The 17298-nt window shown below is 55.7% G+C and carries 15 protein-coding genes; 11 read left to right on the top strand and 4 right to left on the bottom strand.

Annotated elements, in window-relative coordinates; genetic code table 11:
- Positions 1–6 precede the first annotated feature (6 nt).
- The gene (locus KK078_RS00715) at positions 7–1200 is read right to left on the bottom strand and encodes a DUF5009 domain-containing protein (RefSeq protein WP_254088306.1); all 1194 of its coding nucleotides are present in this window, start codon (positions 1198–1200) and stop codon (positions 7–9) included.
- Positions 1201–1212: 12 nt separating this feature from the next.
- The gene (locus tag KK078_RS00710; protein ID WP_254088305.1) at positions 1213–3780 is read right to left on the bottom strand and encodes a family 20 glycosylhydrolase; all 2568 of its coding nucleotides are present in this window, start codon (positions 3778–3780) and stop codon (positions 1213–1215) included.
- 474 nt (positions 3781–4254) lie between these two features.
- Between KK078_RS00710 and KK078_RS00705 the strand changes: the two genes are divergently transcribed.
- Complete coding sequence (locus KK078_RS00705) at positions 4255–4581, top strand: RNA recognition motif domain-containing protein (RefSeq protein ID WP_254088304.1); 327 nt, start codon at positions 4255–4257, stop codon at positions 4579–4581.
- Positions 4582–4749: 168 nt separating this feature from the next.
- Here the strand turns inward: KK078_RS00705 and KK078_RS00700 are convergent, their stop codons facing one another.
- A complete protein-coding gene (locus KK078_RS00700) occupies positions 4750–7206 on the bottom strand; it encodes a ligase-associated DNA damage response DEXH box helicase (RefSeq protein ID WP_254088303.1) in 2457 nt (818 codons plus the stop codon).
- Positions 7207–7311: 105 nt separating this feature from the next.
- Between KK078_RS00700 and KK078_RS00695 the strand changes: the two genes are divergently transcribed.
- From KK078_RS00695 to KK078_RS00655, 9 genes are all read left to right on the top strand, one after another.
- Entirely contained in the window at positions 7312–8178 is an 867-nt protein-coding gene (locus KK078_RS00695) for a MerR family transcriptional regulator (RefSeq protein WP_254088302.1), read from the top strand.
- Between the two features lie 227 nt (positions 8179–8405).
- Positions 8406–8906: an RNA polymerase sigma factor gene (locus KK078_RS00690; protein ID WP_254088301.1), complete on the top strand. Its 501-nt coding sequence runs from the start codon at positions 8406–8408 to the stop codon at positions 8904–8906.
- Positions 8907–8909: 3 nt separating this feature from the next.
- On the top strand, positions 8910–10391 hold the full coding sequence (locus KK078_RS00685) for a phytoene desaturase family protein (RefSeq protein ID WP_254088300.1): 1482 nt from the start codon (positions 8910–8912) through the stop codon (positions 10389–10391).
- Positions 10392–10396: 5 nt separating this feature from the next.
- The gene (locus KK078_RS00680; protein WP_254088299.1) at positions 10397–11233 is read left to right on the top strand and encodes a phytoene/squalene synthase family protein; all 837 of its coding nucleotides are present in this window, start codon (positions 10397–10399) and stop codon (positions 11231–11233) included.
- The gene (idi, locus tag KK078_RS00675; protein ID WP_254088298.1) at positions 11233–11769 is read left to right on the top strand and encodes an isopentenyl-diphosphate Delta-isomerase; all 537 of its coding nucleotides are present in this window, start codon (positions 11233–11235) and stop codon (positions 11767–11769) included. The genes KK078_RS00680 and idi overlap by 1 nt, the downstream gene beginning before the upstream one ends.
- Before the next feature lie 3 nt (positions 11770–11772).
- Positions 11773–13110 carry a cryptochrome/photolyase family protein gene (locus KK078_RS00670; RefSeq protein ID WP_262898555.1) on the top strand — a complete coding sequence of 446 codons (1338 nt, stop codon included), beginning with the start codon at positions 11773–11775 and terminating at the stop codon, positions 13108–13110.
- A gap of 6 nt (positions 13111–13116) precedes the next feature.
- A complete protein-coding gene (locus KK078_RS00665) occupies positions 13117–13575 on the top strand; it encodes an SRPBCC family protein (protein WP_254088297.1) in 459 nt (152 codons plus the stop codon).
- A 3-nt stretch (positions 13576–13578) separates the two neighbouring features.
- Complete coding sequence (locus KK078_RS00660) at positions 13579–14073, top strand: sterol desaturase family protein (protein ID WP_254088296.1); 495 nt, start codon at positions 13579–13581, stop codon at positions 14071–14073.
- Positions 14070–14783, top strand: a complete 714-nt coding sequence (locus KK078_RS00655; RefSeq protein WP_254088295.1) for a lycopene cyclase domain-containing protein — start codon at positions 14070–14072, stop codon at positions 14781–14783. The genes KK078_RS00660 and KK078_RS00655 overlap by 4 nt, the downstream gene beginning before the upstream one ends.
- A gap of 69 nt (positions 14784–14852) precedes the next feature.
- On the opposite strand, the gene KK078_RS00650 is transcribed toward KK078_RS00655, so the two are convergent.
- The gene (locus tag KK078_RS00650; RefSeq protein WP_254088294.1) at positions 14853–15599 is read right to left on the bottom strand and encodes a hypothetical protein; all 747 of its coding nucleotides are present in this window, start codon (positions 15597–15599) and stop codon (positions 14853–14855) included.
- Between the two features lie 392 nt (positions 15600–15991).
- On the opposite strand from KK078_RS00650, the gene KK078_RS00645 reads away from it, so the two are divergent.
- A complete protein-coding gene (locus KK078_RS00645) occupies positions 15992–17296 on the top strand; it encodes an NAD(P)/FAD-dependent oxidoreductase (RefSeq protein WP_254088293.1) in 1305 nt (434 codons plus the stop codon).
- Positions 17297–17298 lie beyond the last annotated feature (2 nt).

The following is a 17298-nucleotide window of genomic DNA, read 5'->3' as shown; positions in this document are numbered from 1 at the left end:
CGTTGGCTACAGCTGCAACCTGATCCTGAGCTTGTTCAACCCGATCACGAGGGCCATGATGGCCACGGCAAACACCATCGACCACACGATGCCGACAACCCCTTCATACAGGAACGTGGGAAAATGCGTGTGGAGCAGGCGCAGAAGTGCATACAGGATAAACGGTATGATATAGGTCAGCAACGGGTTGGCGGCCGCAGGCTTAAAAAACGCCGTCCAGCGGTTGATGCGCTTCAGGTCGACGAGCCAATACAGCAGCGCGAAGATGACGCAGCAACTCGCCGCGCTGTAGAACGCCCAGGAAGGCGTAGCATAGATCTTGGAGATCTTGTAATACGGACGCAGCAGAAAGGCCGCAGCCACCAGGATGAGCGCAAACGCAAATACTTCAAGGAACCGGCGGTCATTGCTGTGCGCGTGCTTGCGGTCAAAGACAATGAGCGAGGTGGCGATGCCGCAGAGTACGATCGCCGTATGGATGGCATGCCCTGCCTGGCCGGCGATCCACCCCAGTACCGGCACATCTTTCACAATACCCGCTTTGCCAAGTATATACAAGCCCAGGCACAAAACGATGCCGGCGCAGATACCGAACAGCCTTCCGCGCGCCAGCTGGTACCACAGGCAAGCCACCAGGTACGCCCAGCCGATGAGACCCAGTATCCCCCACCATTGCGGTGTCATCGTTTCCGTGCCGTCTTCGCCCCCGCGATACAGCCACGCCAGCACCAACAGCAATACCACGCCCGCGGCCCGAAGGGCGTATACAACAGGCTTGCTCAGCGAAGTATAGACATTCCAGATCAGGATCACCCCAACGTAGAACAACAGCGACCACAACGCCAGCGAGATGACCATGGCAGCTTCATTATAGCCACCCTCGGCATTGACCATAAAGAAGCCAAGGACCAGTAGCCCGAGCGTGCGGAAGAGGATGTGCGCATTCAGTTGGACTACACTGTCGCCTTTCGCGCGGCGGCTGGCAATAGCGAAGGGTATAGACATGCCGACAATAAACAGGAAGGCCGGAAACACCACGTCGACAAACGTCATGGCGTCGGCTGTCGCTGGCATGTGTTTCATCCAGGCCGGTATGCCCTGCACGCCGGCCAGCTCGTTCACAAAGATCATGACCAGGATCGTTATGCCGCGAAAGGCATCGATCGATAACACACGTTGGGTTGTCAAAGAGTTTTGCATAAGGCTATCGGGTTAGGGGTTCCTGACGGTGCTGGTTCTTCCGGCGCGGCCGCGTGTATTGAATGCTTTTATTTTGATCTCTCCTTTGGCGGCAATGGGTGCTGTATAGACCGGGCTCTTCACCGTAGGCTCGGTGCCGTCGGTCGTATAGCGCAGCGTAAAGCCGGGCAGCTGTTGATTCACGACCACCTTGCCGTCCACCACGGCGGCCCCCGGCGACGGTATGCGGTACTGAAAACCGCCGGCATAATAATCCAGCCGGGGCAGCTCGCGCGTGCCGATGATAGTAGAGAACGACGACCATGCGTCGGTATACAGCGCCTCGCTCCGGGCCGGGTCTTTCTCCGTCGCCCACGCAGGGTCAGACGCCCAGGCGCGCTCGGCCAGGCCCAGCATCTTGGGCAATATTTTATACTCCAGCTGCTCCGGCCCGCGCACCGTTTCCTCCCAGATCAACCCCTGAATGCCGACAATGTTGGATTTGCCATAGTCGGTCAGGCGTTCCTTGCCGATAAAGATCGACCGGTCTAACGGATTGCCCAGGCGGTCTTCCTTCGCGTTTTTGAAATAGTCGTACGGAATGAAGTAGAAGGGCTTGTCTACGTCGACAAATGCGCCCCAGTAATAGCCGGGCTCGTCAAAGGCCTTGTATACCGCCATATCGAAGTACAGGTGGCTCACACACGACAGCACAACCTTGTAGCCTGCATTGGCCAGGCGATAGGCCAGGTCCTCGGAGCCCCAGCCCAGCGCATTGTTCCAGACATCTACCTGGAATCCCTTCTGCACAAAGTCGGGATTGGGTATATAGTGCGGTTTGCCGTCGAGCAGCGTCTTGCGCATGGCGATCTCTTCCCAGCCATACATATACAATCCTTTGCCGGCGGCCATCTGGCTTACCTTTCCATAGAAATAATACCACAGGTCGTTGGTTGTCTTGACCGTGGGCTCGGCGGCCATGAGTTTCTGCACGGCGGGAGATCTTTCCCACACGCCGGCCGGCACTTCGTCACCGCCGTAGTGAATCGTTTTAAGCGGTGCGCCGGCTTCCTTGTACAGGGCGATCACTTCGTCGGTCACTTTTTCGAGGAAGGTGTAGACAGAAGGCATGGCCACGTTCATGACGTTGTCCGTCCAGCCTTGCACGGAAAGATATTCCGAAGCGTCTTCCGGATCGCGCAGCAGGTAGCGGGCAGCCTCTTCGCGTTTCCCCTCCTGTTGCAGGCGTTTGGCGCGCACATTCATGGCTACCACGGCCGCGCGCGCATGGCCCGGCGTTTCCAGCTCGGGAATAACCTCGATGTGCCGCTCGGTAGCATACTTCAGGATCTCGATATAATCGCCCCGCGTGTAATAGCCCGAGCCAAAACGTCCGTTCACGTCCGGGCCGGAGCCGAAGGAAGGCTGCAGATGATCTTCGCCCGTCGTGGTATGGCCGCGGCGGCCGCCGATCTCGGTCAGTTCCGGCAGGCCGGGTATTTCCAGGCGCCACCCTTCGTCGTCCGTCACGTGAAAGTGCAGCACATTGAGCTTATACAGCGCCATCAGGTCGAGTAGCTTCAGGATCTCTTTCTTCTCCTGGAAGTTGCGGCAGACATCGATAAAGAACGCGCGGTACCCGAAGCGGGGGGCGTCTTGTACGGTCGTTTCCGGAATCCGGACCACGCTGTTGGGTGCGGCCCACGCCGCGGGTGGTATAAGCGTCTTCAACGACTGTATGCCGTAAAATATACCTTTGGCAGAACCTGCCGCAATGGTAATGCCCTCTGGCTTTACCTCCAGGCTATAGGCCTCTTCGGGCATCGCCTTCTGTTGCAGGATGATCTTGGCGGCGCCTCCCGTGGCCGCGGCCAGCAGCGGACGTTTGCCCAGCAACGTGGCGAGCTCGCCGGCCAGGTAATTGGCTTCACGTTTAAAGGCCGCATCGGCCTGGATCGGCACTTGTGGCGTCAGAATAAAAGTGCTGTTGCCGCTGCGGTACGACACCGGCGTCGGGAAGACAGGCGCCTGCTGCTGCACCGGTACTTCGCGGGAGCGCTTGTTTTGCTCGTACAACACCTGCGGCGTAATGAGCCCGATCTTGTCGCCGTCAAAGCGATTGTATTGGCGTGGTTCGGTAGAGGGCAGCACAGTATAGTTCGTTATCGGTATACCGGCAGCGGGCGCATCCTGCCACACCAGGTACAGACCGGCGGGGGCATCGGTATAATTGATCACCCAGTCGCGTGCGATAAACTCTACGCGCAGCGACTTGCCGGCCGGTATCCCGGCAAAGCCGGCTTGCGGCACCAGGCGGAACAAATCGCCGTTCAGGCGCTCGACGTTTACCCCACCCGTGGTCGTGCCCGCGAGGGGTGTGCGGATAAAATTGAAGTATAGCGTCCACCCTTCTTTGGGAAAATCAGTCTTGCCGGTGTTGGTGAACGTAAAGGCAGAAAGGAACTGCGTTCTGCCCTGGTAATTGTTCTCGACAATCTCCCAGCGCACCTGCAGGTACCTGACGTCAAAGCCAGGCGCAGCCAGGGTGGGTGCTGCCAGGGCCAGGACCAACAGCCAGGCAGCCAAAAATGTTCGTGTCATATTGGGTTGTTCGGTTAGGTCGGCGAATATGCGGAATTGTACTCTACCAAACTACCGTGTGCGCATGTGTCTGCTGCCATTGTCGTGCTTTTGCCAGAACACACGGTAAGGCGCTCCGATGTGCGTTGTGTGTGACGCGCCGGCAACTGTCGTATAGGGCAGGCGATGTGTCTATACCCCTCCGCCACACCCGGCGCAACGGTTTGAAAAACCTGATTTGGTTCGTCAACTTCTATTCCGCCGGCGGCTAAAAGGATGGGGCAACGGGGCCGGCGGGCATCCCGGTGTTGTCCGGGACACTAAAAAAACCGTGTTTTTAGGCTAAAAATGAAGAAAACTGCGAAAATTTGAAAATTCAAAAAATTCCTTACCTTGCATATGTTAATTGTCACGCTTTACTAAGACCCTCGAAGTAGTTTCCAGGTAAGTTTGCCAGTTCACACAAACTAATTTCTCATTTACTATTTTTCAACAATGAACATTTACGTTGCCAACATCCCTTTTAAGGCGTCCGAGCAGGAATTGAAGGGATTATTCGAAGAGTATGGCGAAGTTTCTTCGGCCAAGATCATCATGGACAAAGTAACGCAGCGCAGCCGTGGTTTCGGTTTTATCGAAATGGCGGATGAGTCTGCTGGTCGTCAGGCTATCACTAGCCTTAACGGATTCAACTTCCTGGGCAAAACCCTGGTCGTAAACGAAGCAAGACCCAAGACCGATGCTCCCCGCGGTGGCGGTGGTGGCTACAGAAGCGGTGGCGGTGGTGGCGGTGGTTACAACCGCAGAAACAACGACTATTAATCCCTAAAGGAAATACAAATAATGTCCTGGCCTCCACACCAGGACATTTTTGTTTTAAGCCACACAGGCGTTACTGCCATTAATTGTCATCCATACACTATAACGAGATAACCTTCCCTCCTCCGCATTTTCCTACACATTCTTCCCAAAAAATTACATGTCGGCCGGCTACGACTCGTCATACTCCATCACCATTTTGCGGATGCGATCTTCGATCTTCTCGGTCGTGAGTTTTTCGCGCATGCGGTCTACCATGATGGGAAAGGCAAAGGGCGTAGGCTTTTTGGGATACGTGATCATGATCTTCTGATGGGCGATGCGGTCCAGCGCCCGGCGCAGGCGCGCCTCCTCTAACTGAAAGTCCATCACCTCCTCGTAGGCCTGGCGCAGCAGCAGGTTGTGCCCTTCATAGTCGTGAAAGACGTTGAAGAACAACTGCGACGATGACTGCAGGTGCCGGTCTTTGACCGGCTTGCCGGGGTAGCCTTTGAACACCAGTCCCGAAATGGCGGCGATGTCGCGAAACTTGCGGCGGGCCATTTCGGTCGAGTTGACGCTGGCCTGAATGTCTTTTAACAGGTCTGTCGTGCCGAGCACGTCGGTCTCGAGTGCCTCTTCGATGGGGATCGGCTGATCGGACAACAGCTCGAAGCCATAGTCGTTCATGGCGATCGAGAATGTGATCGGCTGGATCTGGGCGATGCGATACGCCACCAGCGCCGCCACGCCCTCGTGCACAAACCGGCCTTCAAAGGGATACATCGTGACGTGATATCCCTCGTCGCTCTGAAAGTACTCTACCAGAAAGTCGCTTTTACCCGGCAGGTGCGAGCGCTGGCGCTGCAGGTCGAACAGCGGCCGTAAAAAGAGCAGCTCTTCGTCGTGCGCCACGCCGCGCACGACTTCGTCGAGCTTGTTGCGGATCAATTCACTCATCTGCGAGGAGAGCGGCATCCGCCCCCCTTGCCACGATGGCACCAGGCCGGACTTCTTGTTGGACTTGCGCACCCGCGCCTCCATGTCTTTGATGCGCACCAGCTCCAGGTTGCGGCCCGCGAACCAGAATACATCGCCGGGACTGAGGCGTGAAATAAAATACTCTTCGATCGTGCCCAGGTATTTGCCCGACACAAACTTGACGTACATCGAGCTATCGCTCACGATCGTGCCGATCGACAACCGGTGGCGCATGGCAATGGCGCGGTTCTCGACGCGGTACACGCCGTTGTGCGGCACCACCTTGCGGTATTCATCATAGGCCTGTAACGAGTCGCCCCCGTTGGTGAGGAAGTTGAGGATCCAGATCCACTCGTCGTCGGTCACGCTGGCAAAGCTGAAGGTGCCGCGTATCTCCGCCAGTGTGCTGTCGGCGTCAAAGCCGTCGGACACCGCGAGCGTCACCAGGTATTGCATCAATACGTCGAACGACCGGATATAGGGCAGCCGGTCTTCCACCACCTTGCGTTCGATCGCTTCTCGTATGGCCGCCGCTTCCATGAGCTCCAGCGAGTGTGTCGGTACAAAGTATATACGGCTTACGGCCCCCGGCTGGTGACCACTGCGGCCGGCGCGCTGCAGGAAGCGCGCAACACCTTTGGGCCCACCGACCTGCACCACCGTTTCCACCGGACGGAAGTCTACGCCCAGGTCGAGGCTCGACGTACAGACCACGACTTTCAGCTTGCCGGTGTGGAGCTGCTCCTCCACCCAGTTGCGCAGCTCCTGGCTGATCGAGCCGTGGTGCATCGCGATAACACCCGACAGCTCCGGCGCTTTGTCCAGCATCTTCTGATACCAGATCTCGGCAAACGACCGCGTATTGGTAAAGATCAGCGTCGTCTGACTCTTCCGGACAATATCGATGACCTTATCCAACAGCAGGATGCCCAGGTGTCCCGCCCACGGCATGCGTTCGAGTGTATCCGGCATGACCGAGATCACTTCGATCTTTTTTTGAATATCGGCGCGGATCGTTTTGAACGGACGGTCATAGTAATAATTTCCGAGCAAAGCTTGCAGGGCTTCCTCCATGTTGCCGATCGTTGCCGAGATGCCCCACACCCTGAATGCCGGCGCCAGGGTCTTGAGGCGTGACAACGCCAGCTCCACCTGCACGCCGCGCTTGCTGCCCATCAGCTCGTGCCACTCGTCGGCAACCAATACCTTCAGCTCCCGGAAGAAATCCGCGTAGCCCTTCTGTGCCAGCAGCAGGTGCAGGCTTTCGGGCGTCGTGATGAGCAGCTCGGGCGGTTTGGTACGCTGCGCGGCCCGCTCTTTGGTAGAGGTATCGCCCGAGCGCACGCCGACGCGCCACGGCAGGCCCAGCCCGTTGATCAGGCGGTTCGCCGACAGCTCGATCTCTTTGGACAGCGCCCGGATGGGCGTGATCCAGATGGCCTGCAGGCCGTTGTTGCGGCGCGTTCTGTAGTCGTCGGGATGGTTGCGTATATACTCCAGCATGACCGGTATCATCAGCGAGTAGGTCTTACCACTGCCCGTGGGCGCGTTGACCAGGCCGCTGTACCCGTCCAGGTATGCCTGCCACGATTCTTCCTGAAAAGGAAAAGGACTCCATCCCTGCGCGGAAAACCAGTCTTTTGCTATTTTTAGAACCTCCACGGACATACCGAACCAGGGTTGGGATCAGGAATATAGAACTTCCCACAGATAATGATAGATAAAAAAAACATTTTTGGCCTTCCGGGGTTTTTAGAACGTTAATAAACGGTTATGGGTAAATATTCGATCAAGGAACTCGAGAAACTTTCGGGTATCAAAGCGCACACCATCCGCATCTGGGAGAAACGCCATAAAATAATTGCGCCCGCCCGCACGACGACCAACATCCGGTATTATTCCGATGACGACCTCAAAAAGCTGATCAACGTTTCCCTGCTCAACAACAACGGCATCAAGATCTCGCGTATTGCCGAGATGAGCCTGGACGAGATGAATCGCAAGGTTCTTGAGATCAGCGAGCTGCGCGGCGACGCAGCCGTACACATCGACCAGCTCGTGCTGGCCATGATCGGCCTGGAAGAAGAGATGTTTGAAAAGAACCTGAATACGCTCATCCTGCGCTACGGTTTTGAGAAGACCATCTCGGATATCATTTACCCATTCCTTGAAAAGATCGGCATCCTGTGGCAGACGCAGAACATCACACCCGCCCACGAGCATTTTATCTCCAACCTCATTCGCCAGAAGATCATTGTCGCCATCGACGGCCTGACCCTGCCCGCCAAAGGTTCACGCAAGCTGCTGCTATACCTGCCCGAAGGTGAGATGCACGAGCTAGGTTTGTTATTCTATAACTTCCTGGCGCGCAAAGCCGGCTTCCGCACGTATTATCTGGGGCAGAATGTGCCGCACGAAGACCTGGTCAGGATCGTAGAGGTGCAACAGCCCGCCATCCTGGTAACCGTCATTACCAGTCCGCTCACCGGCAGTCTCGAAAGCTATTATAAGAAACTCACCCACGACTTTCCGAATCTTACCGTGCTCGCATCAGGTGTACAAACTACGCGGTTCCAGGGCGAGACGGTGGGCAACGTGCAGACCTTTTCCACACCCGCCGGGCTGCAACGCTTCTTCTAAGTCCCGAACGCGTTTTACACTTTCAAAATCCCGCGAAATCGTTAGCGGGTATGATATTTTCTTGTGTAAATTATCTATACAACGGCCGCTCACCGTTCGTCCAGTCATTTTATGCCTTACCCATTTCGTTTAGTTTTTTAAACAAAAAATTGAACAATCATTGCATCATTTTGTCATTTCAGTATATTTGTTGAATATAATTAGGTGTTATTTAAACAAAAAAAGACATGACCTCTGTCGAATTCACGTACCAAATCGCCCGCCTGCGACCTACCCTGCAGATGTTTACGCGCCGGTTCACCAGCGATCGTGAGGAATCACATGACCTTGTACAAGATACCATGCTCAAGGCCCTGCTGTACCGTGACAAGTTCCGCGACGAAACCAACCTGAACGGATGGCTGTTTACGATCATGCGGAACACGTTCATCAATAACTACCGGCGTTCACAACGGGCGCGTACCACGCACGACGACACGAAGAAGCTGTACCTGCTCAATCTCGAGGAGGAACACACTTTTGCCCGGCCGCAGGAGCGTATGCAGTTCCAGGAGATCTGGCGCAATGTGCACGCCATCAAAGAGGACCTGCTCATGCCGTTCAAGATGTATACCACCGGGTATCGCTACCACGAGATTGCCGAACGCCTCGGCATTCCCATCGGCACGGTGAAGAATCGCATCTTCCAGGCGCGGAAAGAGATCCAGAAAAGACTGCAGGGATATTAAACCATGCCGCGTGTAGCAGTAATCGGTTCCGGCTTTGCCGGGTTGTCGGCAGCATGTTTCCTGGCCCGTGACGGCTTTGATGTAACGGTTTTCGAAAAGAACGCCCGGGCGGGCGGGCGGGCCAGCGTCTTCGAGGCCGACGGCTTTACGTTCGACATGGGCCCCAGCTGGTATTGGATGCCCGACGTGTTCGAACAGTTCTTCGGACAGTTTGGAAAAAAAACCTCCGACTATTACACCCTCGGGCGGCTCGATCCCTCTTACCGCATTGTCTATGCAGCCGGCGATGTGCTCGACATACCCGCGGGCACAGAGGCCCTGTACCGCATGTTCGAGCGGCTGGAGCCCGGCAGCAGCCGGCAGCTGCAACGCTTCCTGGAGGAAGGTAAGTTCAAATACGACATCGGCATGCGCGACCTGGTATATCAGCCCGGGCTATCCGTGCGCGAGCTGCTGCGTACGGACGTGATCAGGAACACGTTCCGCCTGCACGTCTTCCAATCCATTTCGGCATACATCCGGAAGTTCTTTCGCGACCCGCGGCTGGTACAGCTGCTGGAGTTTCCCGTGCTCTTTCTGGGGGCTTCGCCCGAAAAGATCCCGGCGTTATACAGCCTCATGAACTACGCCGATATGGCATTGGGCACCTGGTACCCCCAGGGTGGCATGTACCGCATCATCGAAGGCATAACGGCGCTAGCCCGTACGCTGGACGTGCGTTTCGTCTTTAACAGCCCGGTAGAGAAGCTTGCCCTGGACGGCGCGGAGGCCACCGGCGTGGTCGTCGACGGTGTGTTCCACCCGTTCGACTATATCGTGGCCGGCGCGGATTACCACCACGTAGAGCAACACCTGCTGCCGGCGTCGCACCGGCAGTATAGCGAAGTCTACTGGCAAAAGCGCGTGCTGGCACCATCAAGCCTGATATACTTTCTGGGCATCGGCAAAAAGCTCCACGGATTGTTGCATCACACGCTGTTCTTCGACGAAGACTTCCGCCGGCATGCCGCGGAAATATACGATCACCCGCGGTGGCCTTCGGCGCCGCAGTTCTATGTCTCCTGCCCGTCACAGACAGATCCCACGACGGCGCCGGCGGGCTGCGAAAATCTTTTTATACTGATCCCCGTCGCACCGGGCCTGACCGACACCACCGCGATCCGCGAACAGTACTTACATCGCGTGCTGACGCGGCTGGAGCAGCTCACGGGGCAATCGGTGCGCGAGCATATCGTCTATCAACGCAGCTATGCCCACCAGGATTTTATACAGGATTACAACGCATTCAAGGGAAATGCCTATGGCCTCGCCAACACCTTGCTACAGACGGCGAACCTAAAGCCTTCCATGCGAAACAAAAAGGTACGTAACCTGTTTTATACAGGACAGCTCACGGTACCGGGACCGGGTGTACCACCCGCCCTGATCTCCGGCCAGGTAGCCGCGCGCGAGCTTATTAAAACCCATCAGGAATTTGTACATTGATCGTTATGAAACAGCTCTTTGACCATGTTTCAATACGGTGCAGCCGGCTGACGACAAAGGCCTATAGCACCTCGTTCTCGCTGGGCATCCTGTGCCTGGGCAAAGGGCTGCGCGACCCGATCTACTCCATCTATGGGTTTGTGCGTTTTGCCGATGAGATCGTCGATTCGTTCCACGACTACGACAAGGCCTCCCTGCTGACGCGCTTTCGCGAAGAGACCTATCGCGCGATCGAGGAAGGCATCAGCCTGAATCCTATTCTGAACAGCTTTCAACATACGGTTCGTCAGTACCAGATCGACCGCGCGCTGATCGACCAGTTCCTCCACAGCATGGAAATGGACCTGACGCACGTGGAATATACGCCGGAGACCTTTCAGGAGTACATTCTGGGGTCGGCCGAAGTCGTGGGCCTGATGTGCCTGCGGGTATTCTGCCAGCACAACGATGCCCTGTACCAGCAGCTGAAACCCGCGGCCATGCGGCTGGGGGCGGCCTTTCAGAAGATCAACTTCCTGCGCGACCTGCGGGCGGATTTCAGCGGCATGGGGCGGTCGTACTTCCCCGGCATCGATCTGCGCATCTTTAACGACACCTGCAAGGCGACCATCGAGGCGAGCATCGCCGAAGACTTTCGCGCCGCGTACGTGGGCATCAAAAAACTACCGCACGCCGCGCGACTGGGTGTATATGTCGCGTACGTATATTACCTTGCCCTCTTTCGGAAGATACGCAACACGCCGTCGGAACTGGTGATGAAAAGCCGCATTCGCATTCGAAACCGGCACAAGGCCCGGCTGTTGGCATACTCTTATGTGAAACATCAACTGAATATGATCTGATGGAACATGTGATATTGGTAAACGAGCAGGACGAGGCCATCGGAACCATGGAAAAAATGGAGGCACACCAGAAGGGCATCCTGCACCGGGCGTTCTCCATTCTGTTGTTCAACGCCAGGGGAGAGCTCCTGCTGCAGCAACGCGCGCTGGACAAATACCACAGCGGCGGGTTGTGGACCAACACCTGTTGCAGCCACCCGCTACCGGGCGAGTCGATGGAGGCGGCCACCCGCCGCAAGCTATACCAGGAAATGGGCATCGACCTGCAGCCGACGTTTGCCTACAAGTTTATTTACCGCGCTCCGCTCGATCACGACCTGGTCGAGCATGAATATGATCATGTATACACGGGCTTTTACGACGGCGCGCCGGCCATCAACCGCGACGAGGTAGCCGACTGGAAATACATGAGCCTACCGTCGCTGCAGGAAGACATGCGCCGGCACCCGGCGCACTACACGTACTGGTTCAAGCTCATCGTGGAACGAGGCCTGGAAAACCAGGGCATCGGCCGGGCCATCCTGAACGAGCGGTAGCCTTTGAAAAAAAAGATCTCCTCCTTTACCGCCGCGGCAGCCGCCGAAGTAATCGGCAACGATACGACTATATTCTGGTTCCGCCGTGACCTGCGTCTGACCGACAATGCCGGGCTATACCATGCCCTGCGCGACAACAAGCCGGTCGTGCCGGTCTTCATCTTCGACACCGAGATCCTCGACGCGCTGGAAGACCCCGGAGACCGCCGCGTAGCGTTCATTCATCAAACCCTGGCGGAGCTGAAAGAGCAGTTGGAGACACTCGGCACCTCCCTCGTCGTTTTGTACGGCAACCCGGTAACGCTCTACCGTTCCCTGCACCCACGCGCGGTCTATACGAACCACGACTACGAACCCTACGCCCGCGCGCGCGACAACGCCGTCCAGGCGCTGCTGGAGAAAAAAGGCGTTGCCTTTCATACTTGCAAAGACCAGGTGATCTTCGACAAAGACGAAGTTGTCAAGGACGACGGCAAACCCTATACGGTCTTTACCCCATACAGCCGCCGGTGGAAGGCCCGGCTTACGCCATTCTATCTCAAGCGTTACCCGGTGGAAAAATATACCGGCCACTTTAAGAAGATCAAACATCAACCGTTTCCTGCGCTGGAAGACCTCGGCTTCCGCGGCACGGGCGCGTCGTTTCCGGAGCGGGTGATCCGCACGGGCATCATCGAAAAGTACGATCGCACACGCGACTTCCCTGCGATACAGGGCACCACACGCCTGAGCATACATATACGCTTTGGCACGGTCAGCATCCGCAGGCTGTGCCAGGTGGCGCTGCGGAAGAACCCGGTGTGGCTGAACGAGCTGATCTGGCGTGAGTTCTATGCCATGATCCTGTGGCATTTCCCGCAGGTGCAGACGGCGTCGTTCAAGCCGGCGTACGATCGCATTGCCTGGCGCAACGACCCGGCGGAGTTCGACCGGTGGTGCACCGGGCAGACGGGCTACCCCATTGTCGACGCCGGCATGCGCGAGCTGAACGCCACGGGCTTTATGCACAACCGCGTGCGCATGATCACCGCCAGCTTTCTGACCAAACACCTGCTGATCGACTGGCGCTGGGGCGAAGCCTACTTCGGTCAAAAGCTGCTGGACTACGACCTGGCCTCCAACAACGGCGGCTGGCAGTGGGCGGCCGGCTCGGGCTGCGACGCCGCCCCCTATTTCCGGGTCTTTAACCCCGCGCTGCAAACAAAGAAGTTCGACCCCGATTACGCCTATATCAAAAAGTGGGTGCCCGAATACCAGGACGGCGCGTATGCCAGGCCCGTGGTCGAGCACGCTTTTGCGCGCCAGCGGGCGTTAAATACTTATAAAAAAACCCTTGGATAAACCGTCATGAAGATCTATTCTATAAAACACGTACAGGTACTACCCACATCGTTGGACGACGCCTGGAACTTCTTTTCGTCCCCGCGTAACCTGAGTCTGATTACCCCCGGTAAACTGAACATCCGCATTCAGCATATCTCAGGTTCGGAGAAAATGTATGCAGGACAGCTGATCCGCTATAAAATCAGCGTACTGCCGGGCATTACCGTCAACTGGCTTACGGAGATTACGCATGCACAGGAGCCACACTATTTTGTTGACGAGCAACGCTTCGGACCCTATGCGCTGTGGCATCACCAGCATTCGTTCCTCGCCGTGCCCAACGGGGTAGAGATAACAGACGAGGTGCACTATGCCATCCCCTTGGGCATCCTGGGCCGATTCGTCCACTGGCTGTTTGTGAAGCGTCGCCTAAATGCTATTTTTGACTATCGCCGCGAGGTGCTGAGTCGCCATTTTTCATAAGCCATGAGTACCCTTACCATCCTGCTGTGTGCGCTGATCGTGATCGGAACATTCCTGTTCTGGGAGCTCGTCGCCTGGTTTACGCACAAGTACATCATGCACGGTTTTTTGTGGGTATGGCACCGTTCGCACCACACTGTACATGACCACGCGCTCGAACGCAACGACTGGTTTGCCGTGGTCTTCAGCCTGCCTTCCATCGGCTTGTTTTACTATGCCACACTCGTAACCTACAATCCATACCTCCTGGCCGTGGGCCTCGGCATACTGTGTTACGGTATCTTTTACTTTATCTTCCACGACATCATCGTCCATCAACGCCTCCGGTGGCGGCCGTCCAAACGCAGCCGCTACCTGCAGCGGATGATCCACGCGCACTACATACACCACGCCCGCCACACCAAAGAAGGCTGTGAGGCTTTCGGTTTTTTATATGCTCCCCGGAAATACGAGCCGGGAAAATTTGAGTTTAAGAAAGACCGCCAGGAGACGCAATGACCAATACCCCTATCAAAACCATTTTGAACCCGCACTATCTTTACTTACTGCTCGACCTGCTTTCGTTTGCGTTTCCCTTTTTATGCAGCTTTTACCGGCCGGCGCCGTTTTACAAGCAGTGGAAATACCTGTGGCCGGCGATCCTGATCCCCGCTATCCTGTTCCTGGCGTGGGATGAAGTCTTTACCCGGGCCGGCATCTGGGGCTTCAACCCACAATACCTGACGGGTATTATGATCGGCTCGTTGCCCCTGGAAGAGATCCTGTTCTTTATCTGTATACCGTATGCCTGTGTGTTCACTTACTTTGCCCTGACACACCTCCTCGAACGGGACCGTCTCTTTCCGCACCAGGAGCTGATCACCAGCGCGCTGATCGTCGCCATGCTGGTCATCGGGATGTATCACCTCGAGAAACTGTATACGGGCATGACGTTCGTGGGCCTGGGACTTTTTCTGGCCTTCCAGCTGCTGAAGCTCCGCCCGCGGTATATGGGGCGATTCTACATCGCCTTTGCCGTGATCCTGATCCCGTTCTTCCTGGTCAACGGTATTCTCACGGGATCCTTCATCGAGGGCGAGGTGGTGTGGTATAACGACGCGCATAACCTGGGCATACGCATGGGTACCATTCCGCTGGAAGACCTGTTCTACGGCATGCTGATGATCGTGATGAACGTATCCATCTTCGAATGGCTGCGCCAGCGGTAGCTGCGGCAGGCCCATAAAAAAAGACCTCTGTCTGCACAGAGGTCTTTTTTATATCCGATCGTCTGGAGACTAGATCTTCTTTTCCAGTTCGGTGATCTTGTCTTGCGCTTCGTTCTTGCCCATCGACAGTGCTTTTTTGTACAGCTCGACAGCCTCTTTCAAAGTTTCTTTCTTCTTGCGGGGCGCCAGCTTGGTGCGGTTAGCAGCTTCTTCCACGGCCTGGGCACGGGCAAAGTATGCGTCGGCTTCGGTCATTTTGCTTTGGATCATCAGCTCTTGCACACGGGCTTCGATCAGGGCGAGCTCTTGTGTTTTGGTCTCGATCTGTATTTGCTTGTCCGATAGCTCGGCTTCCTGCATGCTTACCGTAGAGATCAGGTTCTGGTTTTCGCTGCGGTATTTTTCAACTTGCTCTTGCAGCTGCACGATCTCCTGTGTTTTGCTTTCCAGGTCGGCCTTCAGTTTCTTCAGAAGCTTAGCGTTTGCACTGTTCTTGGAGTTAGAAGACGCTACCGATTTTTCCAGGTCGTCGATCTTCTTTTGCGTGTCGCGCACATAGCCGTTGATGTCTTTCATACGCGATGTATAATCGTCGTAGGTAGTGCCTTCTACCATGTTTACGCGAAGCAGCTGGCGGCTGGCATCGATGGAGTCCATCAGCACACCTACTTCGGTCAGGGTATTGGCCATTTTCTGGCTGGTCTCAAGTTCCACTTTCAGAGAGTCCACCTGTGAGCGCAGTTGATCCTTCTCTTTTGTATCACACCCAAAAACAAGGGCGGCAAGCGGCAATGCAAAAACTAAATTTTTAGTCATAACTCGTTGATTTTAGAGGTTATAGGGCAAAAGTACAGTTGATTTTGCTGTCAAACGGTTGCACTACCACAAATTATTTTTGTTATACGCCGAATTGCCATTAGTGCCGTCCTGTAACCGTAATGTACCCATCGCAACATTACCGGGTTTTTCTTTTTACCATTCCCGGAAGGAATTACATTTGCCACCGTTTTGCAGCCAGCAGGGGTAACAAAGCACTTTCGGTCACCGGGCGGTGGGCATATTTTTTTATGTTGTGCCGCGGTTGTGCCGAGCGGCCGGCATCACCCCTCTCCCCCATGGATGCTTTCTTACCAGTCGGGCAGAGGGAAATGTTAGATTTTAGGAAAATAACAGCGGTTTAGACATATACACTTTTCCGGATTACGCACATGCCCAAACTGATAAACACTCATACCCGTATTGTCGATGAGGGCAAACCCCGTATCATCGTCATCGGCGGCGGCTTTGGCGGTCTGGAAGTCGTAAAAGGCCTCAAAGGTTTTAAGGCACAAACCGTACTCTTCGACAAGTATAATCACCACTGTTTTCAACCCCTGCTATACCAGGTTGCCACCTCGGGCCTCGAGTCCGGCTCTATCGTGTTCCCATTCCGGAAACGCTTTGGACCTCAACGCGACTTTTACTTCCGTTTAGGAGAAGTAACACAGATAAAACCCGAAGAAAATACGATCGAAACTTCCATCGGCAGTATAAAATACGATTACCTGGTACTGGCCAACGGTGCCACCACCAACTACTATGGCATGAAGGATGTCGAAGAGCACGCCATGCCGATGAAGACGATCGTCGACTCGATCAAACTGCGGAATCTCATCATACGCAACTTCGAAACCGCCCTGCTGACCGACGACCCGGAGCTGGTCAATAGCCTGATGGATATCGTGATTGTTGGCGGCGGCCCGACCGGCGTCGAGCTGGCCGGCGCGCTGAGCGAGCTGAAAAACCACGTGTTTCCGAAAGATTACCCCGAGCTGGAAATGAGCCAGATGGACATCCACCTGGTAGAAGCAACACCCAAGCTGCTGAACGGCATGTCCGACGCCGCCTCGAAAAAGGCGCTGGAGTATCTGCAGCACATGGGCGTAAAAGTGCACCTGAACTGCGCCGTAAAATCGTACGACGGCCACGAGACGATGTTCAACACCGGCGAGCGGCTTATTACGCGCACGATGATCTGGGCGGCCGGCGTGAAAGGCCAGCCGGTGCAAGGCATCGCCGCTTCGTCGCTGGGACGTGCCGCGCGCGCGACGGTAGACGAGTACAACCGTGTGAAAGGCTATGAGAATATCTTCGCCATTGGTGATGCAGCTATTATGACCGGCGACGCCGGTTTTCCCAACGGCCACCCGCAGATGGCGCAACCGGCTATCCAGCAGGGACGATTGCTGGCCCGGAACCTGCGCCGGCTGATCAACCAGAAGCCGCTCAAGCCTTTTCAGTACAAAGATCTGGGGTCGATGGCCACCGTTGGCCGCAACCGCGCCGTGGCGGACCTGGGCAAGGTAAAGCTCAAAGGATTTCCGGCATGGGTGGTGTGGATGTTCATTCACCTGATCTCCATCATGGGCTTTAAGAACAAATTCTTTGTTCTGCTAAGCTGGCTGTGGAGCTACTTTTCCTACGACAAGAGTAACCGCTTGATTATCGCCCGTCCCAAAGACGGCGTGCAATAGTA

The sequence above is a fragment of the Dawidia soli genome (assembly GCF_018598185.1).
In the GTDB taxonomy this organism is placed as follows: domain Bacteria; phylum Bacteroidota; class Bacteroidia; order Cytophagales; family Cyclobacteriaceae; genus Ohtaekwangia; species Ohtaekwangia soli.
Note: the sequence above shows the minus strand (reverse complement) of the source record. Positions and strands in the feature narration are given on the sequence as shown.